Origin of the sequence: Mycolicibacterium cosmeticum (assembly GCF_000613185.1) — a bacterium.
GTDB classification, from domain to species: domain Bacteria; phylum Actinomycetota; class Actinomycetes; order Mycobacteriales; family Mycobacteriaceae; genus Mycobacterium; species Mycobacterium cosmeticum.
On the sequence record NZ_CCBB010000003.1, the window covers coordinates 762469 to 786328 of the forward strand.

Annotated in this window: 21 protein-coding genes and 1 pseudogene; 6 read left to right on the forward strand and 16 right to left on the reverse strand. The window is 68.8% G+C overall.

Going from position 1 to position 23860, the window contains the following annotated elements; all coding sequences use genetic code 11:
* The first annotated feature begins 6 nt into the window (after positions 1–6).
* From rpsD to truA, 4 genes are all read left to right on the forward strand, one after another.
* Positions 7–612: a 30S ribosomal protein S4 gene (rpsD, locus tag BN977_RS22825; protein ID WP_024449927.1), complete on the forward strand. Its 606-nt coding sequence runs from the start codon at positions 7–9 to the stop codon at positions 610–612.
* Between the two features lie 79 nt (positions 613–691).
* On the forward strand, positions 692–1744 hold the full coding sequence (locus tag BN977_RS22830) for a DNA-directed RNA polymerase subunit alpha (protein ID WP_024449928.1): 1053 nt from the start codon (positions 692–694) through the stop codon (positions 1742–1744).
* 86 nt (positions 1745–1830) lie between these two features.
* Complete coding sequence (gene rplQ / locus BN977_RS22835; RefSeq protein WP_024449929.1) at positions 1831–2400, forward strand: 50S ribosomal protein L17; 570 nt, start codon at positions 1831–1833, stop codon at positions 2398–2400.
* Positions 2387–3280: a tRNA pseudouridine(38-40) synthase TruA gene (gene truA / locus BN977_RS22840; RefSeq protein ID WP_036401702.1), complete on the forward strand. Its 894-nt coding sequence runs from the start codon at positions 2387–2389 to the stop codon at positions 3278–3280. The genes rplQ and truA overlap by 14 nt, the downstream gene beginning before the upstream one ends.
* Here truA and BN977_RS22845 read toward each other — a convergent pair.
* The 6 genes from BN977_RS22845 to BN977_RS22870 form a co-directional block, all read right to left on the reverse strand.
* On the reverse strand, positions 3273–3941 hold the full coding sequence (locus BN977_RS22845) for a cutinase family protein (protein ID WP_046872920.1): 669 nt from the start codon (positions 3939–3941) through the stop codon (positions 3273–3275). The two genes, truA and BN977_RS22845, sit on opposite strands and share 8 nt — an antisense overlap.
* Positions 3942–4025: 84 nt before the next feature.
* Positions 4026–4727: a cutinase family protein gene (locus tag BN977_RS22850; protein WP_109790269.1), complete on the reverse strand. Its 702-nt coding sequence runs from the start codon at positions 4725–4727 to the stop codon at positions 4026–4028.
* Positions 4728–4779: 52 nt separating this feature from the next.
* On the reverse strand, positions 4780–5040 hold the full coding sequence (locus BN977_RS22855; protein WP_024449933.1) for a hypothetical protein: 261 nt from the start codon (positions 5038–5040) through the stop codon (positions 4780–4782).
* A gap of 120 nt (positions 5041–5160) precedes the next feature.
* Positions 5161–5823 carry a cutinase family protein gene (locus BN977_RS22860; RefSeq protein ID WP_036401708.1) on the reverse strand — a complete coding sequence of 221 codons (663 nt, stop codon included), beginning with the start codon at positions 5821–5823 and terminating at the stop codon, positions 5161–5163.
* A gap of 24 nt (positions 5824–5847) precedes the next feature.
* Complete coding sequence (locus BN977_RS22865) at positions 5848–6525, reverse strand: cutinase family protein (RefSeq protein ID WP_024449935.1); 678 nt, start codon at positions 6523–6525, stop codon at positions 5848–5850.
* Positions 6526–6540: 15 nt separating this feature from the next.
* Positions 6541–7554, reverse strand: coding sequence for an EamA family transporter (locus BN977_RS22870; protein ID WP_036401711.1), 1014 nt, complete (start codon positions 7552–7554; stop codon positions 6541–6543).
* Between the two features lie 74 nt (positions 7555–7628).
* On the opposite strand from BN977_RS22870, the gene BN977_RS22875 reads away from it, so the two are divergent.
* Complete coding sequence (locus BN977_RS22875) at positions 7629–8183, forward strand: CGNR zinc finger domain-containing protein (RefSeq protein ID WP_036401713.1); 555 nt, start codon at positions 7629–7631, stop codon at positions 8181–8183.
* Here the strand turns inward: BN977_RS22875 and BN977_RS22880 are convergent.
* The 8 genes and pseudogenes from BN977_RS22880 to BN977_RS22915 all read right to left on the reverse strand — a co-directional run bounded on the left by BN977_RS22880 (position 8153) and on the right by BN977_RS22915 (position 19646).
* A pseudogene (locus BN977_RS22880) lies at positions 8153–11139 on the reverse strand (FAD-dependent oxidoreductase). The gene BN977_RS22875 and the pseudogene BN977_RS22880 sit on opposite strands and share 31 nt — an antisense overlap.
* Positions 11136–11537: a hypothetical protein gene (locus tag BN977_RS22885; protein WP_036401715.1), complete on the reverse strand. Its 402-nt coding sequence runs from the start codon at positions 11535–11537 to the stop codon at positions 11136–11138. Before BN977_RS22885 ends, BN977_RS22880 begins: the two are co-directional and overlap by 4 nt.
* On the reverse strand, positions 11530–12552 hold the full coding sequence (locus tag BN977_RS22890) for a hypothetical protein (protein WP_036401718.1): 1023 nt from the start codon (positions 12550–12552) through the stop codon (positions 11530–11532). The genes BN977_RS22885 and BN977_RS22890 overlap by 8 nt, the downstream gene beginning before the upstream one ends.
* Positions 12549–12815, reverse strand: a complete 267-nt coding sequence (locus BN977_RS22895) for a hypothetical protein (protein WP_051561831.1) — start codon at positions 12813–12815, stop codon at positions 12549–12551. Before BN977_RS22895 ends, BN977_RS22890 begins: the two co-directional genes overlap by 4 nt.
* Positions 12812–13270, reverse strand: a complete 459-nt coding sequence (locus tag BN977_RS22900) for a hypothetical protein (protein ID WP_036401721.1) — start codon at positions 13268–13270, stop codon at positions 12812–12814. The genes BN977_RS22895 and BN977_RS22900 overlap by 4 nt, the downstream gene beginning before the upstream one ends.
* Positions 13267–14451 (reverse strand): polyprenyl synthetase family protein, encoded by a 1185-nt coding sequence (locus tag BN977_RS22905; protein ID WP_036401723.1) that lies wholly within the window; start codon positions 14449–14451, stop codon positions 13267–13269. Before BN977_RS22905 ends, BN977_RS22900 begins: the two co-directional genes overlap by 4 nt.
* Positions 14451–15260, reverse strand: a complete 810-nt coding sequence (locus BN977_RS22910) for a hypothetical protein (RefSeq protein WP_036401725.1) — start codon at positions 15258–15260, stop codon at positions 14451–14453. The genes BN977_RS22905 and BN977_RS22910 overlap by 1 nt, the downstream gene beginning before the upstream one ends.
* A 72-nt stretch (positions 15261–15332) precedes the next feature.
* The gene (locus BN977_RS22915; RefSeq protein ID WP_036401728.1) at positions 15333–19646 is read right to left on the reverse strand and encodes an AAA family ATPase; all 4314 of its coding nucleotides are present in this window, start codon (positions 19644–19646) and stop codon (positions 15333–15335) included.
* A gap of 242 nt (positions 19647–19888) precedes the next feature.
* Between BN977_RS22915 and eccB the strand changes: the two genes are divergently transcribed.
* Positions 19889–21274 carry a type VII secretion protein EccB gene (gene eccB / locus BN977_RS22920; protein ID WP_036401730.1) on the forward strand — a complete coding sequence of 462 codons (1386 nt, stop codon included), beginning with the start codon at positions 19889–19891 and terminating at the stop codon, positions 21272–21274.
* Here the strand turns inward: eccB and mycP are convergent.
* The gene (gene mycP / locus BN977_RS22925; RefSeq protein ID WP_407661206.1) at positions 21239–22552 is read right to left on the reverse strand and encodes a type VII secretion-associated serine protease mycosin; all 1314 of its coding nucleotides are present in this window, start codon (positions 22550–22552) and stop codon (positions 21239–21241) included. The genes eccB and mycP overlap by 36 nt on opposite strands.
* A complete protein-coding gene (gene eccD, locus BN977_RS22930) occupies positions 22549–23850 on the reverse strand; it encodes a type VII secretion integral membrane protein EccD (RefSeq protein ID WP_036401736.1) in 1302 nt (433 codons plus the stop codon). Before eccD ends, mycP begins: the two co-directional genes overlap by 4 nt.
* Positions 23851–23860 lie beyond the last annotated feature (10 nt).

Consider the following 23860-nt stretch of genomic DNA (forward strand, 5'->3'; position numbering starts at 1 on the left):
TGAATCATGGCTCGTTATACCGGCCCCGCCACCCGCAAGTCGCGTCGTCTCGGCGTCGACCTCGTCGGCGGCGATCAGTCGTTCGAGAAGCGCCCCTACCCGCCCGGCCAGCACGGCCGCGCGCGGATCAAGGAAAGCGAATACCGCACCCAGCTGCAGGAGAAGCAGAAGGCTCGCTTCACCTACGGCGTGATGGAGAAGCAGTTCCGCAAGTACTACGAAGAGGCCAACCGTCAGTCCGGCAAGACCGGCGAGAACCTGCTGCAGATCCTGGAAAGCCGGCTGGACAACGTCATCTACCGCGCCGGCCTGGCCCGGACCCGCCGGATGGCTCGTCAGCTGGTCAGCCATGGGCACTTCACCGTCAACGGCGTGAAGGTCAACATCCCCAGCTACCGGGTGTCGCAGTACGACATCATCGACATCCGCGACAAGTCGCTGAACACCCTGCCGTTCGAGCTGGCGCGCGCCACCGCCGGTGAGCGTCCCATCCCGGGCTGGCTGCAGGTGGTCGGCGAGCGTCAGCGCATCCTGGTGCACCAGCTGCCCGAGCGGGCGCAGATCCAGGTGCCGCTGACCGAGCAGCTCATCGTCGAGTTCTACTCGAAGTAATGAAGACGTCCGCAGGCCAACCGGTCCTGCGGATCACCCAACCGGCATCAAATAGCGGGTGCCGAGAAGGAGATAGAAAATGCTGATCTCTCAGCGACCCACCCTGTCCGAAGATGTGTTGGCCGACAACCGGTCCCGGTTCACCATCGAGCCGCTGGAGCCCGGCTTCGGTTACACCCTCGGCAACTCGCTGCGGCGCACGCTGCTGTCGTCCATCCCGGGCGCGGCGGTCACCAGCATCCGCATCGACGGGGTGCTGCACGAGTTCACCACCGTTCCGGGCGTGAAGGAAGATGTCACCGACATCATCCTGAACCTCAAGGGTCTGGTCGTGTCCTCGGAGGAGGACGAGCCGGTCACCATGTACCTGCGCAAGCAGGGCCCGGGTGCCGTCACCGCCGGTGACATCGTCCCGCCGGCCGGCGTGACGGTGCACAACCCCGACATGCACATCGCCACCCTCAACGAGAAGGGCAAGCTCGAGGTCGAGCTCGTCGTCGAGCGGGGCCGCGGTTACGTGCCGGCCGTGCAGAACAAGGCCTCCGGTGCCGAGATCGGCCGCATCCCGGTCGACTCGATCTACTCGCCGGTGCTCAAGGTGACCTACAAGGTCGAGGCCACCCGCGTCGAGCAGCGCACCGACTTCGACAAGCTCATCCTGGACGTCGAGACCAAGAACTCGATCAGCCCGCGGGACGCGCTGGCCTCGGCCGGTAAGACCCTGGTCGAGCTGTTCGGGCTGGCTCGCGAACTGAACGTCGAGGCCGAGGGCATCGAGATCGGCCCGTCGCCGGCCGAGGCGGACCACATCGCCAGCTTCGCGCTGCCGATCGACGATCTGGACCTGACCGTCCGCTCGTACAACTGCCTCAAGCGCGAGGGTGTGCACACCGTCGGCGAGCTGGTGTCGCGCACCGAGTCGGATCTGCTCGACATCCGCAACTTCGGCCAGAAGTCCATCGACGAGGTCAAGATCAAGCTGCACCAGCTGGGTCTCTCGCTCAAGGACAGCCCGGCCACCTTCGATCCGTCCGAGGTCGCCGGCTACGACGTAGCCACCGGCACCTGGACCGGTGACGCCGGCTACGACCTGGACGACAACCAGGACTTCGCCGAAACCGAACAGCTCTAAGAGCGCAGATAAAACCCCGGGTCCGCCCGGGATCCGTCCCGGTCCTACCTGATACGGGGGCCGGCCCCATTTAGGAGATAGTCGCAATGCCCAAGCCCACCAAGGGTGCTCGCCTCGGCGGGTCGTCCTCGCACCAGAAGGCCATTCTGGCCAACCTGGCGACCTCGCTCTTCGAGCACGGCCGCATCAAGACGACCGAGCCCAAGGCCCGGGCCTTGCGTCCGTACGCCGAGAAGCTGATCACCCACGCCAAGAAGGGCACGCTGCACAACCGGCGTGAGGTGCTCAAGAAGATCCGCGACAAGGATGTGGTGCACACCCTGTTCGCCGAGATCGGACCCTTCTACGCGGACCGCAACGGCGGCTACACCCGCATCATCAAGGTCGAGAACCGCAAGGGCGACAACGCCCCGATGGCGGTCATCGAGCTGGTGCGGGAGAAGACGGTGACGTCTGAGGCCGACCGGGCACGGCGCGCGGATGCGGCTCAGAAGGCGGCTGCGGCCGCCGAGGCCCCGGCCGAGGAGGCCGTGACCGAGGACGCCGTCACCGAGGAGACCACCGACACCGAGGCCGCCGAGGCCCCGGTCGACGAGGTCACCGAGGCCGAGGAAGCCAAGGGCGACAAGGCTGACTCCGAGGATGACGCCAAGTAACGACGCAACGAACGAACCCGCCATCGATTCCGATGGCGGGTTTGTTCGTTTGCGGCTCGATATCGCTTACGACGGAACCGAATTCGCCGGCTGGGCCACCCAGACCGGGCAGCGCACCGTCGCCGGCGTGCTCGAGGAGGCGCTCGGGACGGTGTTCCGCACCCCAGTGGTGCTGCGTGCCGCCGGGCGGACCGATACCGGGGTGCACGCCAGCGGTCAGGTGGCGCACGTGGACGTGCCGGCCGAGGCGCTGGGCAACGCCTATCCGCGTACCCCGCGGCCACAGGACCCCGAATTCGCCCCCTTGGTGCGCCGGTTGGGCCGATTCCTGCCCGAGGATGTCCGGGTGCTCGACATCGTGCGTGCCCCGGCCGGTTTCGACGCCCGGTTCTCCGCGCTGCGCCGGCATTACGAGTACCGGCTGTCCATCGCGGCGTTCGGCGCGACACCGCAGCAGGCCCGTTTCGTGACCCCGTGGCCGCGCCGGCTGGATGTCGCCGCCATGGCGGCGGCCTCGGCCGGTCTGGTCGGCCTGCACGATTTTGCCGCGTTCTGCCGGCATCGTGAGGGCGCCACCACCATCCGGGACCTGCAGCGCTTCGACTGGGCGGTGACCGGGGATCTGGTCACGGCGTACGTGACCGCGGATGCCTTCTGCTGGTCGATGGTGCGCTCGTTGGTGGGCGCGGTGCTCGCGGTCGGGGAGGGCCGTCGCGACGCGGCGTGGTGTGCGGGGCTGCTGGACGCCACGGCGCGCTCCAGCGCCTTCGCCGCCGCCCCGGCGCGCGGGCTGTCGCTTGTCGGGGTCGACTACCCGCCCGATGACCAGTTGGAGGCGCGCATCCTGCTCACCCGGGACCTGCGGACCAGGCCTACTTGAGCTTGCCGGCCACGAAGTCGGCCGCTTGGGTCACCATGCCGGCCTTGATATAGGCCGGCGCCAGGTGGTCGGGCCAATAGGCCTGCCAGTTCTCCATATCGGTGGGATTGCAGATCGGGTCGTCGCCGTGGCACAACTCGATGGTGCGGCTCTGGAAGGCGGGGTTGAACTGGGTGATCGGCGCGACCCACTGAATACCGTTGCCGAACAAGGCGATTGCGGCGATATGCGAGTCGGCCGCCGCCGGTAGCGGCATCTTGAAGCCCAGCACCGGGAACGGCACCGCCAGCACCACATCCGTGGCGGCCGCACCCAGCGAGTAGCCGCCGAGCACCAGTCGGGTGTTGGGGCAGTTGGCCATGGTGGCCTGGATGCGCCGGCTCATATCGTTGGCGCCGAGGTCGATCTGGGTGTCTGCCGGGTAGTTCACCGAGTACAGGGTGATGTTCTTCTTGGTCTTCTGGCGCAGCGCCGCGACCAGCGCATTGCCGATCTGCCCGGCTCCCGGTGGCTCCATCCGGCCGCGGGCGAAGATCAGTTCGGCGTCGGGGCAGGCCGCCGCCGATGCGGACGGGAGGATGCCCACAGGTGCCGCCGCGCTCAGGACACCGCCGACCACGGCCAGCAATGCGGCATACCAGCGAAATCGACCCCTCGACATCAAGATCACCGGTTCGATTGTAGCGGCAACAATTGACGTGGGCGTTTATCTGTTTTTTGTTGCCGAATCGTAGTGCGGTCGGGGTTACCGTACCCGGCCCGCGGCGAAGTCGGCGGCCTGGTCGACCATTCCCGAACCGATGTACGCGTCCTGCAGGTGGCTGCTCCAGTCACGTTGCAGGTCGGCGATGGTCCGCGGGAAACCGTCCCCGCAGATCGGATCGGCGGGATTGCAGGCCTCGAACGTCCTGTCCCGGTACTGCGGGGCGATGGATGAGTCACCCATCCGCCGGGTCACATTGCCCACCAGCACCACGGCGGCGATATGGGGATCCATCCCCGGCGGAAGCGGATTCTTGAAGCCGAAACCGCCGCCGGTGGCCGACAGCGCGACGGCGGCCGAGGCGGCGCCCAGCGAGTAGCCGCCCACGATCAGCCGGGTATCCGGGCAGGCGCCGGCCATGTACTGGACGTGGTTGCTGATGTCGTTGGCGCCCTGTGCGATCTGGGTGTCGGCGGGGTAGTTCACGCCGTACACGCCGATCTCCTTGTCGGGCACCCGGGCGCGCAACGCGTCGACGAACGCCTGGCCGAGGCGACCGACGCCGGGTTGCTCGTTGCGGCCGCGCGCGAAGATCACTTCGACGGGCGCACAGGGATCGGCGCTCGCAACGGGCAGCGTGGCTGACGGCCCCGTCGTCGACCATGCCGCAAGACAACCGACGGCGCTCGCCGCCACCAGAACGGAGGCGGCGAAGCGCCGTACGGATATCGATATGGTGACCACCCAGCAAATACTAGCCGTGCTGCTGGAGTGGTCGGTCCGGACCGCTCATGCGTCAGCCCGGCAGGCCCTGCTCCTCGATAGGCAGCGGAGCCGGGCCCTTGATGGCCGGCTCGGCCTTCGGGATGGCCGGCGCCTTGAGCGGCGTGCTGCTGGTCTGCGTGGTGCCGAGCTGCATGTCACCACCGTCCGCGACGGACAGCTGCGACTGCTGGAGCACGGCTCCGGTGGCCAGAGCACCGATACAGGCCAGGCCACCCACGGCGGCGGCGACCCGGACGCGGGCGCCACCCAGAGAGATCTTGTGCGCGTTCATGTTCCCAGATTCCCCATCAATCTTGTTTGCACTAGCGGTAACTCGTAACAAGATCAACGAGTGGCCTGCGCGCCGCATTCCCGTCCGCGCGAACGAAAATATGTGACTTTCCTAAAATTTCTACAGAAGTCCGGCGACGAAGCTCGCGGCTTGGTTGGTGGGGCCGCCCGTGTAGGCGCGGTGCGCTTCCACGTTGTCGCCGTCGGTGCAGATCGGGTCGCTGGGATTGCAGAGATCGATGGATTTCGGTCCCCACACCGGGCTGGAGGTGATCGGCAGACCCAGCTTGGCCGACGGGTTCCCGAACACCGCGATGGCCGCCACATGGTCGGGGGCGTTCGGCGGGAGGGGAGCGTTGAAGCCGATCGCCGGGAACGGCACGGCGCTGATGACGTCGATCACCGCGGCGCCCTGTGAGTACCCACCGAGCACCAGCCGGGTGGCGGGGCAGTTGTCCATCATCCACTGGATGTGCCCGCTGGCGTCGTTGGCACCGTTGGCGGCGGCCAGGAAGTCATAGCTGGCCGGGTAATTCACCGCATAGGCGCCCACCGAGCGTCCGCCGACCTTGCCACGCAGGGAGCTGACGAACGCATTGCCGATCCGGCCGAGGCCGGGGTCCTCGTTGGTCCCGCGGGCGAAGACCACCTCGACATCGGGGCAGCCGTCGGCGTGGGCGGTGGCCAGGCTGCCGAGCGATGCCGGACCGGCGATCACCGCGGCTGCGGTCAAAACGGCGGCGGATGCGGCCAGGACGACACGGCGAACAAGATCAAACGTCACGCCGCATTCTAACGCGAAGCCTAGCTAAACAAGTGCTGCCACGAAGCTGGCGGCCTGTGGGATGAACTCCGAGGACTCGTAGTGGGTGTGCGCGAACGGGTTCCGGCCGCGCGAGCAGATCGGGTCGCCGTCGGCGCACAGGTCGATGGCCCGGGCGCCGTACGGCGCAGGCGCGGTGTTGGCCGGGTGGCTGAACTTGGCACCCGGATTGCCGAATACCGCGACGGCTGCGACCTTTCCGGCCAGGTTGCCCGGCAGCGGCGGGGCCGAGCCGAACTCGCCGATCCGATCGCCGACGGGCGGGATCCCGATGAGCATGTCGACAATCGCGGCGCCTTGCGAGTAACCGCCGAGCACGATCTTGGTGGACGGGCACTGCGCGGCCAGGGTCGCGATACGCGCCTGCGCGTCGTAGGCGCCGTCGGCGGCGGTCAGGAAGTCGTAGGTGGCCGGGTAGTTGATCCCGTAGGTGCTCAGCGTGCGGCCGCCCAGCTGCGGGATGAGCGCGTCGGCGAGCGCCTGGCCGACGCGACCGATGCCGGGGTCCTCGCTGGTGCCGCGACCGAAGATCAGCTCGACATCCGAACAGGGCTCGGCGCTCGCCACCGGTGCTGGGCCGGCCAGGAAGGCGAAGGCGGCGACCAGGGCAGAACCGACGGCGGCCATCCGCGCCGACAACTTGGGCAACGTCACGGACAGCATCTTGACACTTGCGGGCTAGTTGCTGCCAATCGCTTGCTCGGCATGCGGCCGGCCCGGAGGAACATCGGGCCAGCCAGCTTCCAATGCGGTCTCGGCGCGGTCACCCAGTCGGGCCAGGCCCAAGCCCAGCAGGACCACCGCGCCGCCGAACGCCTGCATCGCGGTGACGGCTTCACCGAGGAACGCCCACGCGATGAGGATCGCGAACAGCACCTCGGCCAGGCCGACGAGCGATGCGAACCGGGGACGGAGCCGGGCCACGCCGAAGATACCCAGCGTGTAGGCGATGGCGGTCGGGATGAGGGCCATCGCGACGACCGGCAGGTACCACGGCAGCGTATGTCCGGCGACGACGGTGTCGTGGGTGGTGAACACCATCGGCAGCACTCCCGACGCGCCGAGGGCGGCTACCGCGACGGCTCCCACGATGAGCCCGCCGGCGGCCAGCGTGATGGGGTGCAGCCCGTCACCGTCGGCGGTGGCTTCATCGGACATCATGAAGTAGCAGGCGGCGCAGATCGCCGCGGCCAGACCCCAGGTCACCCCGACGGTGTTGATCCGGGCGCCGGCGAAGACGTCGAGCACCAGCATGATGCCGGTGATGGCCAGCGCGACGCCGGCGAGGGTGAGCCGGCCGGGCCGGCGTTTGGTGGTGGCCCACAACCAGCCCACGACCAGGACGGGTGCGGTGTACTCCAGCAGCAGGGCGACGCCGACCGACAGGTGCGCGACGGCGTTGTAGTAACACAGCTGGGCGCCGGCGATCGGGATCAGGCCGTAGGCGACGACGGTCTTGTGGTGAGCGATCGCGTCGCGGATCCAGTCCGGTTTGATGAAACTCGCAAAGACGGCCATGGCCAGCGCGCCACCGGCGAGTCTTGCGGTGACCGCGGCGGTGGGCGTCCAACCGGCCTCCATCAGGGCTTTGCCCAGCGGGCCGGACATCCCGAAGGTGAAGGCGGAGGCCACGGCGAACAGCATGCCGAGCCGGAACTGGCCGGTGTCGGCGCGCGTGTCGATCACGCTCATCGGAAACCCCCGAGCTGTCATGAGTAAAATATCGATTGGTCATGACGTTAGCGGGGACGGGAGTCAGGCGTCAAATGATTTTCACTCATGACACGGAGCTCACGCTGCGGGCCGCGTGTGTCCTGATCAACAGCAACCGCGTCGACGGTGAACAACTCGGCGACACCCGCGCGTTGGACGACTACCTCGACGGCTTCGGCTGGACCGGCCGGCGGGATCGGGACGCCGCCGAGCTGGCGTCGGTGCAACAGCTGCGTGAGCGGCTCGGCCGGATCTGGGCGTCCGCCGGCGACGAGGAACGCGTCGTGGGACAGGTCAATGCGCTGCTGGCGGACACCGATGCCGCACCCTGGCTGACCCGGCATCCGGAGATGCCGGAATGGCATCTGCACCTGGCGTCCATCCACGACCCGCTGTGGCAGCGGATGGGTGCCGAGATGGCGATGGCGCTGGCCGACCTCATCCGCGGTGGCGAACTGCGCCGGCTCAAGATCTGTGCGGCACCCGATTGTGACGCCGCATTGTTCGACCTGTCGCGCAACCGGTCCCGGATGTTCTGCGATACCGGCAACTGCGGGAACCGGCAGCACGTGGCGGCTTATCGAGAACGGCGGTCGAAGGACGGCTGATCCAGTTGATCCCGGGGAACGGCCTGAATCTGCGGCGCGGCCGAACCCTCGTGGATTGGCGCCTGCGGCTCCAGATCCGGCGGGGCCTTGATCTGGCTGCCCTGTGGGTTGGGAGGCGCCTGTGGGATCGAGTGTGGCTTCGGGATGCCGGCCGGTGGGCGGCCGGCGTCCCACCACGTGGTCGTGGCGCCGGGGCCGCCGGCATCGGGCACCGTTGCACTGCTGTACAGCGATCGCGGTGGCGATGGGGCGTAACCGGTTGTCGCCGAAGGGATTTTCGAGGTGTAGGCCGATCCGGTGCGGTGAGCCGGGGCCGATGGCTGTGGTGACGTGGGGTACGTCGGCGCGGTGATTTGCGGCCCCTCGACCGGTGGAGGCACCGTTTCCTGTGCCGCGGGTGGGGGCGCGGTCGGGGCCGGGCCGGCCTGCTCCAGGTAGTGCCGCCACGCCTGCAGGGTGGAAAGCAGTTGCTGCGTGTAATCCATCGGCGGGGCCGGCGAATACGCCGGTGGTGGCGCGAGCGCGGGCGGTGCCGGCGGCATGGGGGGAACCGGTGCCACCGTTGGTGGGGCTGGCAGGGGTGGCACGGCGGCGACGGGCCACTGGGCGGCGGGAGATACTCCGAAGCCCATCGTCGCCGAACTGGCCATCTGTTCCAGGTATTGACGCCAGGCCTGCAGGTAGGCAAGCAGATTCGCGTCGAACCGTGGTGCTGTCATGTGTCGGCCTCCGGTATCTGGAACGGCGATAGGGGACTTGTCGCGGGCGGCGGTGTGGGGGCATCGAGCGGATGCGGCAGCGACTCCGCGGCGAACCGCGAATCGAGTACCCGCAGGGGCCGGGCGTCGGCCGGCTCACGATTCTCGATATCGAAGATGTAGCAATAATCCCCGGCGGGGGTGGGCATCCGGATGGGACTCGACAAACCCTGGTCGAGAAAACCGTAAGGAAACCGCCAGTCCAAGGTGGTGTGTTCCCGGCGGTCGGCGCCATCGGATCCCACCCATACATAGTGATCCAGAATCGCGTTCACGGCATGGCGTCCCGATTCGCAGGCCGCCTCCATGGAGGTCATCCGGGTGAAAGTCTTGGTCCAGGTGCCGGCGAACACCACGGAGTTGTGGTGCACCTGGTAACCGCCGTGCCGAGCCTGCCATACGTAACGCGACCGCAGGTCGTCGCACCACCAAGCCTCCGTCGGGCGGTAGGTCCAGGAGGTACCGTGCGGATTCCACGGGTAACCGCCGGGGCGATTGGGCCAATCGCCGATGATCGGCACCAGATAGGGGGTCTCGTTGCGAACGATGAGCCCGGTATCGGGCGAGGTGATCAGTCCTCGGTCCAGGGTGTACCACGCGGGCCACGGGATGATTTCTTCCGGCGAACCGCCCGCGTCGGTGGTCAGGGCGCCCACGATCTGGCGCCAGACCTCGGCGGCAAGTTCATCGGGCGTGCAGTCGCGGGCAGGCTTACCGTGACCTCGTTCGTCCACGAGTGCCTTTGACGGCGTGTTGAAATCACCGATGTCGACCGAGAGCACCGACACATAACCGTCCCGGGCCAGACTGGGCCGCTTCTGCCACAGGCCATGCTGGTTGATCGATGACAGCGCCCACTCGGTGCCCGAGTAGTACATGTGCCCGCGGAGCAACTGGAACTCGGTGTCGAAGAAGAACTGGATCCCCGACAGCGTCTGGAAACGGTCCCACGGCAACCGGCCCATCTGATCCATCGCGTACGGGTCGCGCCGAGCGCTCGTCCGCGTGGTGCCGGGCTGTAGCGGTCCGTCGGGCGGGGGCACCGACGTGGCGAATCCGTCGAGGCCGGCGACGGTGCCCCCGGTGCCTGCCGCGCGTAGGGCCGCGGTGATCCGCTCCGCGGTCGGGGCGTCGACGGCCACCACGGTGTAATCCGGGGTGACCCGCGTGCCGTCGGCGAACGTCACCCGGACCCGCGGGCGTAGATGCGGCGGCTGGTCCGGGTCGACGACCGGTGGATCCAGGCATTCGGCGGCCGCGCGGACGAACCGCACCCCGAGCTGAACCAGGTGCCGGTACCAGTGATCGAACCAGGATTCGGTGGTCGGCCCGTTGAGCACACCGTCGGCTTTGTTGTCGCGCCGGTCCATCTGCAACTGCAACTGCAGGTACGTCGTGAGATTTGTGCGGGCGTCACCCCACCGGGAATCGAAAGCTGCCAGCACCCTGGGCATCTCGAGTAGCAGCGCATCGAATCGTGGCGTGTAGTAGAACCGGCGGGTTCCGTCGGCCTCCCGGCCGACGAAGTAGTCGTAGGCAGACATATTCTGCAATTCGGTCGCCCGGCGGACCGGGCTGGTGACCAGGTAGCGCAGTAACCGGCCGATGAAGGTCTGCACATCGGCGGCGGTGAAACCCAGACCGGTGAGTTGCCCTGCCACGCTGAGGAACTCGGCCAGGCTGCGCGGCGCCTCACGCGGAAAGACCAGCGAAGGTTTGCCGGCCACCGTCGTGCCCTGGGTGACCACGCGCCGGACGTTGTCCAGAACGGTGCGTGACGTCGGCACCCAATGCTCGGCACCGGCCGAACCGACCCGGTCATAGATCGGGATGCGGTTGAACAGGTCCCAGGTGTGCAGATAGTAGGCAGGGAAGAAACGGAACCCGTGCTCACCCGCCACCGCCAGGCCGGGTGCCGGCGGTTGGCCACGTCGGCCGGGGAAGGGGCGTAGTTCACCGTGAGATCCCTTGTGCGGTCCCACCTTCGCGAACTGTGACGCAGCCAGACCGCCCAGCTTGACCGGTGGGTGGCCGGATTGCAGGTCGGCGCGCTCATCGGCACGCGCCTCGTAGACGGTGACCGCGAAGCCTCGTTCGGCGAGCTCTTGGGCCGCGGTCAGGCCGGCGATACCCGCTCCCAATACCGCCACCGTGGGCGGCCGGCGCTGGGCCGCAGGCGGGATGATCGGCGGGTTCACGGCACGCCTGCCCGTAGGGCCGACAGCAGCGCCGGCTGGGACGGGGCCCGCACCGCCGCATGCACGTACGCCCGCATGGTGTCGTGCGCGCGCAGGACGTCCTCCAGACTGCCGCGGACCGCAACCGCGCCGCCCTCCACGGCCTCGTCGAGGGTGATCGCGGCGTCGAGGACATCGAGGATGCCCGCTCGGGTGGTGACAACCCGGGTCCCCGCGCGGTCGTCACCACCGCACACTTGCAGCCGTCGGCCGCCCCGCAGCGAGAAACGTTCGCCATCCACTGCCAGGTCGACCACCAGCGGCCCCAGGGTGCGCAACACCAGCCGATAACTGTCGGGAACCTCGTCCGCAAGATGGTCGACCGACTGCCGCAGCAAGGACGAAACGGCCTCAGCCATGGAGGAACTCGAATACACCTGTGCCGGCGAAGTCGATACCCTCACCGTTGATCGAACCGGTCATCGTGGCGGTCCCGCTGGATTCGCACAGCACCGTGGTGCCGTCCAGGGTCAGTTCACTAGGCTGTGCCAGCCGGGCATAGGACTCGGGGAAGAAGCGGGCGCACACGATGTCCCCGGAGTGCGCCGCGGTGACCTCCACGGTCGCCGGGACCCCGGGCACGTCACCGTCCAGCAGGAGCCGCATCGGCGCCGGCAGGGTGCAGTCGGGCGGGCGGGCGAGCACCCCGGAGGTCCGGACCTGGACCGACGCGTGCCGGAAGATGGCCGCCGGTTCGTCGTGATGCCAGACGTACAGCGCCTGGGACAGATACCGCAGGCGCCGTTTGTCGGTCATCCGCAGGTACACCAGTGACCACGGATCGCTGGATTCGCGTGGCAGTACGGTGCCCCACTCCCAGCCGAAGTCGTCACCCCACCAGAACCGGCCCCAGTTGTGGTCGTGGTAGGCGACATCGCCATCGAATCGGTGCTCCCGCCCACGCATCCGGATCCAGCCCGTGGCGTGCAAGCGCGGCACGAACAACCAGTTCAACCGTCCGGCCCCGACCGGCTGGTTGTTCACCACGAACGGCCGGCTCACCGACACGAAGTCCAGTTCGCCGTGAACGCCGTGTGCGGGGAGGTCCACGATCACCCGATAGCCCTCCGGCCGCACCAGCATCCGATTGCCGCCGATCGCCAGGTCCCCGAGGGTCGCGGAGATGTCGACGTCCCCTTCGTCGAATCGGGCGATCTCACCGTGCCAACGGTCCTCGTGGCCGATCACGATCATCCTGGGCACCAGCCGGAAACCGCCCTGTGCGGTGGTCTGGTTGTTCAGGCTGAAGTTGATCAACAGCCGGAAACCGTTGGCATGAACCACGAAGTGATGCCATTCCTTGAAACCATCGGGTTCGGCGGTACCCAGCATCGGTGTCCGCATGAAGTCGCTTGCCGCCAATGACGCCGTCATCGCAGCCACCGCCCGGAGTCCGGATACGCGGCGCCCTCGGATGTGGTCACCGTGCCGGCCCGCGATGCGGCCAGCTGTTCGACCCTGGCAGCCATACCGGCGACGCCGAGCAACAGGTGGACGAAGTCGTCGGCATCGCTCGCGGTGGCCCCGGTTTCGGCTGCCAGCGAGTGAACCAATCGGCCGAGTCCGGCCAAGCCCACCAGGTAGTCGATGAAGGTGCTCGCCTCGGCCAGCGCCGGTTGCGGGTCGGTGAGACTCATGCGAATCCTTCCGGCCGGAAACGGGCGAGCAGGGAGTCGTCGAGGCCGTGCCCGACGATCGCGTCGGTCAGCAACTCCGACCACGCCGGCGGAGTGGTGTCGGGATGGCTCGGGCCGTCAAGCACGTTGAGGCTCACCGTTTCCCAGATGCGCCGCAGGTTCTCGACGGCCTCGGATGCGGCCAGTGCGTCCCGCAGCCGGGCACCTTCGGGGGTGCGCGCATACCTGGCGCCTTCGGCGATCAGGATGTCGTGCACCCGTCGTGCGGCGGCTGGGTTCCCCAGCACGGCTCGGCGCGCACCCCTGAGCAGCTCGAACACCGCCCGCTCGGGTCCGCCGGAGGCTGGGTCGGGGGCGGGAAGTAATTGCGGGGCACCATGTTCGACGAGATCGAGGGTCGCCTCCCTGATCCGTTCCAACTCGGTGAGCATGCCCACCAGCACCTCGGGGGTCATCGGGTTCGCCCATGCACGTAGTCGATCAGGCTGGCCAGCATCTCCCGATGCTTGCTGGCGGGCAGCCAGTCCAGCCCGGCCAGCACCGCGGCCGCCGCCCTCGCGTGCCCGGCAGCGACATCTCGGGCGTGCGTGAGCGAGCCGACCCGCTGCATCAGCGCGAACAACCAGCGGACGTCGTCGAGCCGCTTGGGCTCCGAATGCTGTTGCCGGTGAAGGTGACCGATGATCTCAGCCCGTCCGCTGTGTGACAGCTCCCCACGCCGGGTGAGCCGCTCCAGCACGTCGGCGAGGCTGAACCCGTCGTCGATGCCGGGGCGTCGGCGGGCCAGGATCTCCACGGCACGGTCGCGTTCCTCGGCCGTCGCGTTACGCAGGGCATGCAGCAGCATCAGCGTGCGCTTGCCCTCCCACAGGTCGCCACCGATCTCTTTGCCGTAGTCCTGCGGGTCGGCGCGCAGGTTCAGCAGGTCGTCGGTGATCTGGAAGGCCGCCCCGATGTGCCGGCCCAGCGCTTCCAGCGGGGCGAGTCGCTCGGTGTCGGCGCCGGCCGCCAAGGCGCCGGCCTGCAGCGGCGTGATGAACGAGTACCAGCTGGTCTTGAGTTCGACCATGGTGAGATAGTCGGCGTCGTCGAGTTGCCATGCATTGGATTTCACCCACTCCAGCTCGAGGGCCTGGCCGTCGACGGTCTGCCTGGTCATGTGGGCCACCGCACGCAGTATGCGCAGCGCGGGACCGAGCCCGACACGCTCCACATTGTCCAGCAACGGTTGCAGGGTGAGCGAGAGCATCGCGTCACCCACGTTCACGGCGATCGGGACGCCGTGATCGATGTGCAGGGTGGGCTTCCCACGGCGCCACCACGATTCGTCCTCGATGTCGTCGTGGATGAGGAAGGCGTTGTGATAGAGCTCCAGGGTGGCGGCGGTCGGGAGCACCGCGTCGAGGTGGCCGCCCAGGCCGAGACAGATCGCGATGCTCAGGGCCGGTCGCAGGGCCTTGCCGCCGCGTAGTGGGTAGTCGAGGATCAGCTCGTGCAGGCTGCTGGTGCCGTGCCGGCCGGCACCGTAGAGCCGCTCGATCTCACCGTCGCAGGCTTCCTTGCACTGCGCGAGGTAGTGCTCCAGCGGATCGGGGGCCGCTGGGACCGAAGGCGTTTCGGGTGCGGCCGTGGTCATTACGGGCTGGAGATGACGACGAGGCCGCCGGCGTTCTTCGGACGTACGGCGTACCGGATGCGGACCAGAATGTCGATCATGTTGCTGTTTGTCGTGTCGCCGATGACCTCGAAGCTCGGCGGGATGCTGATGGCGAGGTCGACAGGTTCCTCACCGGGGGATGCGTCGGCGGCATAGCCGGGCGCGATGCGCTGTCGGCGACCGAGCACGATGGCGCGGACCGAGTTCGTGTTCGGGTTCACCGGGATGGCTCCGGCCGGGGTTGGGGCACCGAGGATGTCCACACGATGCAGGGCGTTGATGTTTCCGGCATCCAGGATGGGCTCCTTCACCGGGGCGTAACCCGATACCAGTGTGTAGAGCTCCTTGATCGTGTCGGTGTCCGCGAACAGGCTCGCCGGCGCGCGGAATCCGGCGTTCTCGACGGCGACCCGGGCGTCGATGAGGCCGTTGAGGATGTCCGGCGAGGCGGCCAAGGCCCCAAGGTCGATTACTTTCGCTGCGGCATTGCGGAGGATCGGGAACACGTACTTGTCCACTTCCGCCGCGAGCAGAACGACGGCATCGGTGACCTTGCTCAACAGCGCGTCGGGTGTCGGCGCGAGCACGTCGGCGACGGTGATCTGTACGGGCTTCGCCGCCGGTACGACCGGGACGACGGACAGCGCGGGGTCGTCGTTCACCACGGCGGTCTGGCCTGGATCTCCGGTATCCCAGTGCGGAATGGTTTGCCACGCGATGCAGGTCTGCTCGAACGTCTCCTTGATCGTGTGGTTGACGATGGCGACGCGTTCGGCAGTGAGATACATGGCGGCGACCCCCCTCGGATATGGCTCAAATGATCGCAGACCCAGGCGCTTCCCGGGCGGGAGTTGTGTCGGTCAATCGGCGTACTTTTGGTGCAACGCCACGTCTTGACCTGGCGTCAATTCCCCTCGTTGGATGGCGTCGCAGTGCGCGATGTGCAGGGTCGCCACCGCATCGTCGGGTAGCAGGTGGTGGCAGCGTTCGAAGGCGGCGCGGGCCTTGTCCACGTCACCGCCGTCGAACAGGTCGAAAGCCTCGTCGAAGGTGGGCTGGGCAGCCAGTTTGGCGGCCCGGAGGTCCTGGGGATCCTCGTCGTAGACCTCGTAGACGGTCACTGGTTGCCGGCGGTTGACCACCATCACCCGCTCCATCCGGCGTATGCAGAATTGCGTGGGATCGGAGAGTTCGGCGTAGGTGGCGTCGGAGATGAGCAGCGCAGAGTCGTAGCGCTTGGTGGTGCCCTCGATCCGGGCGGCCAGGTTGACGGCGTCGCCGACGGTGCTGAGGACCATTCGGTTGACACCGCCGACCAGGCCGAGTCCGACGACGCCCGAGTTGATTCCGATGCCCACCCGCAACTCCTCGGAGCCGTGCGCCAACCGGTCACCGTTGTGCTCCCGCAACGAGCGCAGCATGCCCAGACCGGCCCGGACCGCATCATCGGGGCTGCCCTCGAACACCGCGAGGATCTCGTCGCCGCGCATGTCCTGGATCATGCCGTTGCACGCGACGATCGGCAGTTCCACCGCGCGCAGGAACCCGGTGGCCAGTGTGTTGGCCTCCAGCACGTCCATGTCCTCGAGCAGCGTGGTGTAGCCCCTGATATCGGAGATCAGCACCGTCATGTGCCGCTCGACTCGGTATCCGCTGTGCACCCTGCGGACGTCGTCGATGTCCAGCATGCGCAACAGCTCGTTGGGCACGAACCTGGATTGGACATCCATCAGGGATTGGCGATGTTCGTCCGCGGCGCGCAGCTGGGCTTCGAGCTGAAAATTCAACAGTGGCGCTGCCGCCTGCGCGCACAGGAAGGTCATCGCCTCCTCGTGCTGGGCGCAGAAGGGTGGGCCCGGTCCGGTCCGCTCGGCGTACAGGACGCCGATGGTCTTGTCCTGCAATCTGATCGGTGCCGCCAGGATCGATGTGTCGGAGGTCAGGCACAGCGGCGCTCCGGTCTCGATGACGCGGTGCACCACCGACGTGTCGTAGGGGACCTCCGTCCAGGGATCGTCGATCGTCGTGGTGATGCCACCCTGATGGACCGCGCGCACGGTCAACTGGTCCGGCTCGCCGGTGAGGCACAGCACCCGATCGGCACCGGTCATGTCGGCGGCGGCACCGAGGGTCAGTTTGGCCAGGCTGTCCGGCGTGCGCGCGGCCGCCAAGGTGCGCACCAGGTGATGCGCCCCGACCGGGTCGATACGAGCGCCGGGTTGCACCAACTCGCGGCTGAGCAACCACGGATGGCGACGGGCGAGCCGATTGACCCGCAACGTGAACCCCAGGGCCAGCCAACGCTGATAGGCCGACCGCAGCATGTGCTCGTGCAGTCGGGCCCGGCCGGTATCGGTGTACAGCTCGGCCGCCTCCTCGTGCGCCAGCGCGCCGATCAACGGCAGCTGATGCTCGTCGGCCAACTCGATGGCGGTGTCCAGGAACCGTTCGGCGTCGCGATACCGTCCGCGCGCCCGGGCCCACGCCCCTTCGACGAGTGCACATGGTGCGGCATAATTCGCGGGTGCCTCGGCCGCCCATTTGCGGTGCAGCGCAAGAGACTCGCGCACCGCGCTTCTGGTCGCACGGTCACCCGGAGCGGAATGGATCCGGCTGAGCGCGTTGACCATGTGCACCAGCTGCTGGGTGCTGGTGCCCACCGTGCCGGCCAGGTGCCGCATCACGTCCTCGGTGACCGCGACGGCGCCGGCGTAGTCCCCGCTCCAGAAATGAAGGCCCTGTTTGACATCGGCCGCGACACTCAAGGTGACCTCGTCGCCTTCATGGCGGGCTGCCGGCACGATCACGCGTTCGTCGTAGCCGCTCTCGCCCGCGACGAGCATGGCGTCCTCGCTGCGGCCGAGCAGGTTCAGGCACAGTTGGTGTAAGGCCTGGCTGAGCGTGCTGGGCACCGGCTGCGACCGGATCTGCGGGATCAGCGATCGGGCCATGGTGTCGATCTCGGTCGTCGGAGTGCCGGCCCAGAACGATTGCGCCAGCAGCACGGTGACCAGGAATCCGGCGTACTCCTGGTCGCCCTGGTTCAGGGCCGCCGTGACGGCGTCGCGGACCTGGCCGAGACCGTCGCGCACGGGATGGCGCCAATGCCGGATGAAGTTCAGGTAGAGGAACAAGGTCTCGGGCCGCGCCTGCCGGAACTCGGCGCGCTCGGTCAGTGCCACGGCCACCTCGCCGAAGCGCTGGGCACCGGAGCGGTCACCGGTGATCGCCAGTAGCACGCCATAGCTCACCAGCACCAGCGGTGTCGACGGGGTGTGGCCGTGCGCCAGGCTGAGGGAAAGTTGTTTACGGACGATGAGCGGGAACAGATTGGGCCGCGCGATATACGACATGCTGCGCAACTCGGCGAGGATGCGTTGCACCTCGATGACGCGGCGGTCCTCACATTCCCGCAACGCCAGCAGCTGCTCGGTACTCCAGCGGCGCGTGGTGAGTTTCATCCGGCCGAGCGCGTTGAGAATGCGGGGCGTGCCGGCATCGGGGGGAAGCGGCTCACCGAGCTCGTCGAGCGCCCGCAGCCCGATCGCCAAGGCCTCTTGGATGCGGTTCTGCGCAATTCGGCCCTTCAGACGCAGATAGGCGAGGCGAGCGCGGTCGGCCGGATCCCGCAGCACCCCTTCGGCCTCGTCGAGCAGGTCGTGCAAGGTCGCCACGTCACCGACCAGCAGCGCCGCCTCGGCCGCCTCGAGCTGCAGCTGCAGGGTCAGATCGAAGTTCGTCGACCAGCGCCGCTCGCCCAGCAGGTTCAGCGCACTGCGGCAATGCTCCAGGCACAGCGGGAACGAGGCTTGAACCCTGGCCTTGCCCGCGGCACGATGCAGCACCTCCACGAAGCGCAGGCGCTCGCCGGCGTCGGTCGCCGCGCCACCTCCCAACCCGACATGGCGGGCCGCCTCGAACAGCCGGTCGTCGCCGAGCTCCAGCAGCCGCCGGCCGATCCGAAGATGGGTGCGGCGGGCGTCCTCCGGAGAGAGCCCTTCGCGGGCCGACTCCTTCACCTTGTCGTGGCTGAACCGGTAGCGCGCGTCCTGGCTGATCGCGTTGCCGATCCGCTTACCGTCCCGGTCGAGGGCTTCGATCAATCGCAGTTCGAGCGCGGTCCACAGGGTCTGTGCCACCGTGTCCGGCGGGGCGGCGGCCGCCGCCGTGGCATCCGCGAGGTCGAACTCGCTGCCGATGACGGTCAACGATCTGAGCACGTCCCGGTCGACCGGCCGGAGCTGGTCGAGGTAGCGGCCGAGGAATTCCGCGGTCGATGCCGACATCTCGATCGAGCTCAGGATACGAAGGTCCCACCGGGGCCGGCCTTCGGGACCGGCCGGAACGAGCGCGCCGACCTGCTGGGCGCGGTACAGCAACTGCCGCACCTGCAACGGATTGCCGTCGGTCCGATGATGGAACTCCCTGGCGACGTCACCCAACTCGACACTGGGCCCGCTCACGCCGGCGAGCAGCTCCTCGATATCGGGGCGAGACAGCGGGGCAAGGTTGATGCGCTTGATCGTCGAGGCCGTCAGACCGGTTTCGGTCGGATCGAATTCGCCGGCCCGGTGCGCGCCGACCACCAGCACGTTGCGCAACGACACCGTCAGCAGTTCGGACAGGAACAGCAGCGAATCGCCGTCGGCCCACTGCAGGTCGTCGATCGTCAGCACCACCGGCCGGAAGGCGGCCGTCTCGGAAAGCAGCGCGATGACGGCGCGGTGCAGCCGACGGCGCATATCGGCCGCCTGCGGTACCGGGCCCGGGGCTGCGGCATCCGTCGTGGAGATGTGACGCAGTTCGGGCACCAGGTCACCGAGCACGTCCGATAATGGCGGCGTCGCACTGATCAGCGCCGAGCGCCAGTGGTTGCGTTCGGCGGCCGGCGTGGACTCCATGGTGCGCACCAGCGCGCCGAGGGCCTCGCCGAGCGCGGTATACGGTGCGGGCGCTCCGTCACGACACCGTCCGTAGGCGAAGACGCAGTTCCGTTCGGCTACCTCGGCACCGAAAGCCTGGACCAGTGTCGATTTGCCGACTCCCGACACCCCACTGATCAGGACACACGACCCCGCGGCCCGCCCCGCCGATTCGACGGCCGCGCGCAGGTCGGTGAGCTCCTGCCGTCGATCGACGACCCGCCCGTCGAAATCGAGTACCGGGGTCGTCACTGCCGCGTCGGTCCCATCCGCGTGACGCTGCCTTCCCAAGCCGTGTGGCCGCTCCCGCCTGTGTGGCCGCGATGCGTCAGCTTAACGTTTCCCACGGTGTGAGAGTGGCTGATGAGCACGGATTCCGCGAGCCGTCGCGCACTGCCGTGTGATCCTCGCAAAGCGCCCTTATGTGCAAACGCAAGCAAATTGGTGCGTCTGGCTGCGCCGCCGCACCGTTAGGGTCGACACCGGGGGAACACATGGACCGGCGATCGTCGACCCGGCTGCTTGCCAGCGGCCACCGCTTTCTCGTGCGGCGCATGGAGTATGCGTTGATCTGTCGCGACACCCGCATGCTCGACGATCCCATCCGGTCCCAGTCGCTGGCACTGGCGGCCGGGGCGGTGCTCACCGCCATCGCACTGGGGATCTGTGTGGCACTGTCGGTGGTCACGCCGCGCGGCACCATCGGCTCCGCGCCGATCGTCATCGCCCGTGAATCCGGCGAGGTGTACGTGCGGGTGGGTGACACCCTGCATTCGGCACTCAACCTGGCCTCGGCCCGGTTGATCGCACGCACCCCCGCGGCGCCGGTTCTGGTCAGCGCCGAGAGCATCGCGGCGGCACAGCGTGGCCCGTCGATGGGAATCCCCGGGGCGCCGGCCACCTTGCCGGCCGGCGCGTCTGGGGTCGGCGCGGCGTGGACCGTGTGTGACGGTGAGGTGACCACCGTGATCGTCGGTGCCGCACTCGACGACGGACCGGCGGCACCGTTACTCGTTCGCGCGGTCGGGGAGAGCGCGGCCGCGGTCTACCTGCTGTTCGACGGCCGGCGCGCCGCGGTCGATCTGCGGGATCGTCCGGTGGTCCGCGCGCTGCGGCTGGAAGGTGTTGAACCGCTGCCGATCTCGCCGGCGCTGCTGAACCTGGTGCCCGAGGTCGACGCCCTCACCGCGCCGATGATCGACGGGGCCGGCCGGCCCGGTCCGCCGCAACTGCCGGCCAGCACGGTGGGTACGGTGCTGCAGGTGCGCCGCACCGATGCCGCCCCGGATCACTACGTGGTGTTGGCCGGCGGTGTGCAACGCATCGGGCAGGTCGCCGCGGATCTGATCCGGTTCGCGGTGCATCAGGGTAACCGCGTGCAGACCGTTCCGGCGGACCGGATCGCCGAGGTTCCGGTCGTCGAATCCCTTCCGCTCGACCATTTCCCGCGTGCCGCCGCCGTACCCGCCGGTGCCGATCTCACGGCACAGGTGTGCGTGCGTTGGGTGCCCGGCTCGGTGGGTGCCGCCCCGGAGGTCACCGTGTCGGTCCGTAGAAACCTTCCACCGCAACTTCAACCGGTCTCCTTGGCGCAAGCCGACGGCAAAGGTCCGCGGATCGATGCCGTCGTGAACACCGATGGTGCCTACGTGCGCGCGACGGGTGCCGCGGGTGCGGGCGCTGCGGCGGGTCCACTGTTTCTGGTGGACCGCGCCGGTGTCGCCTACGCCATCGACGACGAGCAGTCCGCAACGAGCCTGGGGATGCCCGAGAATGCCGGCAGCGGACCGTGGCCGGTGCTCGCATTGCTGCCCCGCGGTCCCGCACTCGGTGTCGCGCGTGCCTCAGTCCAGCGCGACGCCGTCACGGCGCCGGCGTAGCCGACCGGTCGCGATGGCCGCCACCGCGACGGCCAGGCACAAGCCCGCCCCCGCGGTCGCGATCCGGCCGGTGTCGGTCGGATCGGCCGGCACCGCCGGTGCAACCGGGACGGGGCGGGCCGGTGGTGGGGCAGTGGCACCGACCCCATCCAGCGCGTTGCGAATGTCCACGATGCCGTGACCCGTCTGCGGGTTCCAGCCGGCCGCGGCCGGCAGCGCGGTGTCCTCGATCCGTTTCATCACCTGGCGTGCCGTCAGGTGCGGTGCCACCGAACGCAGCAACGCCACGTAACCGGCGACCACCGGCGCGGCATAGCTGGTACCCGAAATGGGTTGGGCTCCTGTGTCGTCCGGAGCGCGATCGATCAGGCCCTCACCGGCCGGATCCAACGACACCACGCCTTCGGCGGGCGCGGCCACGTCCACCCACGGGCCGGCAAGGCTGTACTCGGAAGCCGTGCCGTCGGCGCGCACCGACCCGACGGTCAGCACCTGATCGTCGTACCAACACGGGCTGGCCACGACCTCCACCCGCTGCCAGTCCGGTGCCGGCCCGGTCGCGGCGACCGGGTTTTGTTTCGGACAGCTGCCGTGGCCCCCGACGTTGCCCGCGGCGGCCACCACCACCGCATTCTTGATGTCCACCGCATAGCCCAGTGCGGCGCCCAGCGCCCGGTCGTCCAGTGCATCACCGGCCGCCAGGCAGGCCACCGTGGAGATGTTGATGACGGTCGCCCCCAGATCGGCCGCCAACCGCACGGCCGCCGCCAAGGTGTCGACGTCACCCACGCCCGCACCGCCACCCGCCTCGCGAAACTTGCTGCTGGACTGCCGGATACCGATGATGGTCGCCTCGGGGGCGATCCCGCTGAACCCGGACGCGTCGTCGGGCGCCGCGCCGATCAGCCCGGCGACGATGGTGCCGTGCCCGTCACAGTCCTGCGTCCCGTCCCCGGTGGACACGAAATCACCACCGGCCACCAGATGCGGCAGCAAGCGATGCCGCGCCACCCCGGTGTCGATCACCGCGACGGTCTGCCCGGCGCCGCGGGTCACCGCCCACGCCGACCGCAGATCCGGACGATCCGGCACGCGGCCGGAGACGGTGGGGCCGGAAATGGCGCACGGCGCCGACGGTTCGGTCGGATAGGGCGGGGCGGCCGGGCCGGGGGCCGGCAGGAAACCACTGTCCACCGCCGGAGGGGTGACGGCTCGTGCCGTCGGCGCCGCAACCGCCGGGATGATGGCCAGTAGCCCGGCGACCAGCAGCCGGGTCACCACGGCAGGCTCAGCCCGCGGACCACACCGAAGACGCCCGCGCACCACGCCGCCGTCGGGATCACCGCGGCCAGCAGCGCCACTTCGACGATGTCGACGATGCGAGAGATGGACGGGCTCACCGCCTCCCGCTGTGCATACAGCACCGCGATCACCGCCGCGGCGGCGGCGCTCACCCCGCCCGCGTACCCCGGTATCCAGCGCAGCAGCAACACCGAAGTGGCGGTCGCACTGGCCAATCCACCGATGAGCAGGGCCGCCCTGCACCCGCCGTCCGCATACAACCGGCAGCGCAGCAGCACCGCACCGGTGACCACCACGGCCAGCACGGGCTGGGCCGCCCGGTCGGAGAATGCCACCACCAGCCCGACGCAGCCCACTGCCGCCGCGGCGGCAGCGCCGGCCACGATCCCGGTCAACACCCGCCGCGCCCGCCGGGCGCGCCGGTCGGTGACCCGGGTGTCGTTGCGGCCCGGCAACGCCGGGTTCAGCCCGGTCAGGACGATCACCAACCGGGCCGCGATACCGAGGGCGCCGATGGCGGCGGCGCACAGGATTGCTGCGCTGACACCGAATCCGGTGGCCCACAGCGCCGCCGGGGCGACCGCCACCGCCAGCAGTGTCGCGCAGGTCCCGACCGCGGTCAGCAGTACCGGGCCGGCGGCCGTCAGCCGGGTGAGCAGGACGGCGGACGACGCGGCGGCGGCGACCGCCAGCAGCGCCCCCGGTATGGGCGCCGCCGTCCCGACGGTCAGGTATCCGCAGGCGCCGCTGAACACCACCGCGACCACAGCGGCCGCGGTGGAGGTCGGTGCGGTGGGCGCCCGGCGCGTCACCACGGCGGCAGTCGCGGCGATGCCGGCGGCGGTCACCGACGCCACCACCGGAAGTCCGGATACCAGTACCGAACCCAGGACGGTCGCGGCGACGACCGTGGCGCACCACGCCCACGCCGCGGCCGCCCACGCCGCGGCCGCCCACGGCGCGGGTGGGGGTGCCTCGGCCGCGGCCACGGTGCCGAAATCACCGGCCGCGCGGGCGAACACCGGCACCGGTGCCGCGGTGATGGCCAGCACGTCACCATCGCGAACACCGTTCTGCCGCAGGGTCATGTCCTCGTCCAGCCGATCGCCACACGGTCGGCTCAGGTGCCAGTTGTGCCCACACCGGGAGTCCGGGCCCATCACCACTTCGACGATGTCGGGCAGCGCCGCGCCCACGGCCACGTCCGCCGAGAACACCAGATCGGTCACCGTGCCCGCGTAGGCCACCGCGACCCGGCACCACGAATCCTGCACGTCTCCGACG

Excerpts from the sequence above, each read along its gene's own strand:
- rpsD (WP_024449927.1), top strand. The coding sequence starts at position 7 with ATGGCTCGTTATACCGGCCCCGCCACCCGCAAGTCGCGTCGTCTCGGC.
- BN977_RS22830 (WP_024449928.1), top strand. The coding sequence starts at position 692 with ATGCTGATCTCTCAGCGACCCACCCTGTCCGAAGATGTGTTGGCCGAC.
- rplQ (WP_024449929.1), top strand. The coding sequence starts at position 1,831 with ATGCCCAAGCCCACCAAGGGTGCTCGCCTCGGCGGGTCGTCCTCGCAC.
- truA (WP_036401702.1), top strand. The coding sequence starts at position 2,387 with ATGACGCCAAGTAACGACGCAACGAACGAACCCGCCATCGATTCCGAT.
- BN977_RS22845 (WP_046872920.1), bottom strand. The coding sequence starts at position 3,941 with ATGTCGAGGGGTCGATTTCGCTGGTATGCCGCATTGCTGGCCGTGGTC.
- BN977_RS22855 (WP_024449933.1), bottom strand. The coding sequence starts at position 5,040 with ATGAACGCGCACAAGATCTCTCTGGGTGGCGCCCGCGTCCGGGTCGCC.
- BN977_RS22865 (WP_024449935.1), bottom strand. The coding sequence starts at position 6,525 with ATGCTGTCCGTGACGTTGCCCAAGTTGTCGGCGCGGATGGCCGCCGTC.
- BN977_RS22870 (WP_036401711.1), bottom strand. The coding sequence starts at position 7,554 with ATGAGCGTGATCGACACGCGCGCCGACACCGGCCAGTTCCGGCTCGGC.
- BN977_RS22875 (WP_036401713.1), top strand. The coding sequence starts at position 7,629 with ATGATTTTCACTCATGACACGGAGCTCACGCTGCGGGCCGCGTGTGTC.
- BN977_RS22885 (WP_036401715.1), bottom strand. The coding sequence starts at position 11,537 with ATGGCTGAGGCCGTTTCGTCCTTGCTGCGGCAGTCGGTCGACCATCTT.
- BN977_RS22890 (WP_036401718.1), bottom strand. The coding sequence starts at position 12,552 with ATGACGGCGTCATTGGCGGCAAGCGACTTCATGCGGACACCGATGCTG.
- BN977_RS22895 (WP_051561831.1), bottom strand. The coding sequence starts at position 12,815 with ATGAGTCTCACCGACCCGCAACCGGCGCTGGCCGAGGCGAGCACCTTC.
- BN977_RS22900 (WP_036401721.1), bottom strand. The coding sequence starts at position 13,270 with ATGACCCCCGAGGTGCTGGTGGGCATGCTCACCGAGTTGGAACGGATC.
- BN977_RS22905 (WP_036401723.1), bottom strand. The coding sequence starts at position 14,451 with ATGACCACGGCCGCACCCGAAACGCCTTCGGTCCCAGCGGCCCCCGAT.
- BN977_RS22910 (WP_036401725.1), bottom strand. The coding sequence starts at position 15,260 with ATGTATCTCACTGCCGAACGCGTCGCCATCGTCAACCACACGATCAAG.
- eccB (WP_036401730.1), top strand. The coding sequence starts at position 19,889 with ATGGACCGGCGATCGTCGACCCGGCTGCTTGCCAGCGGCCACCGCTTT.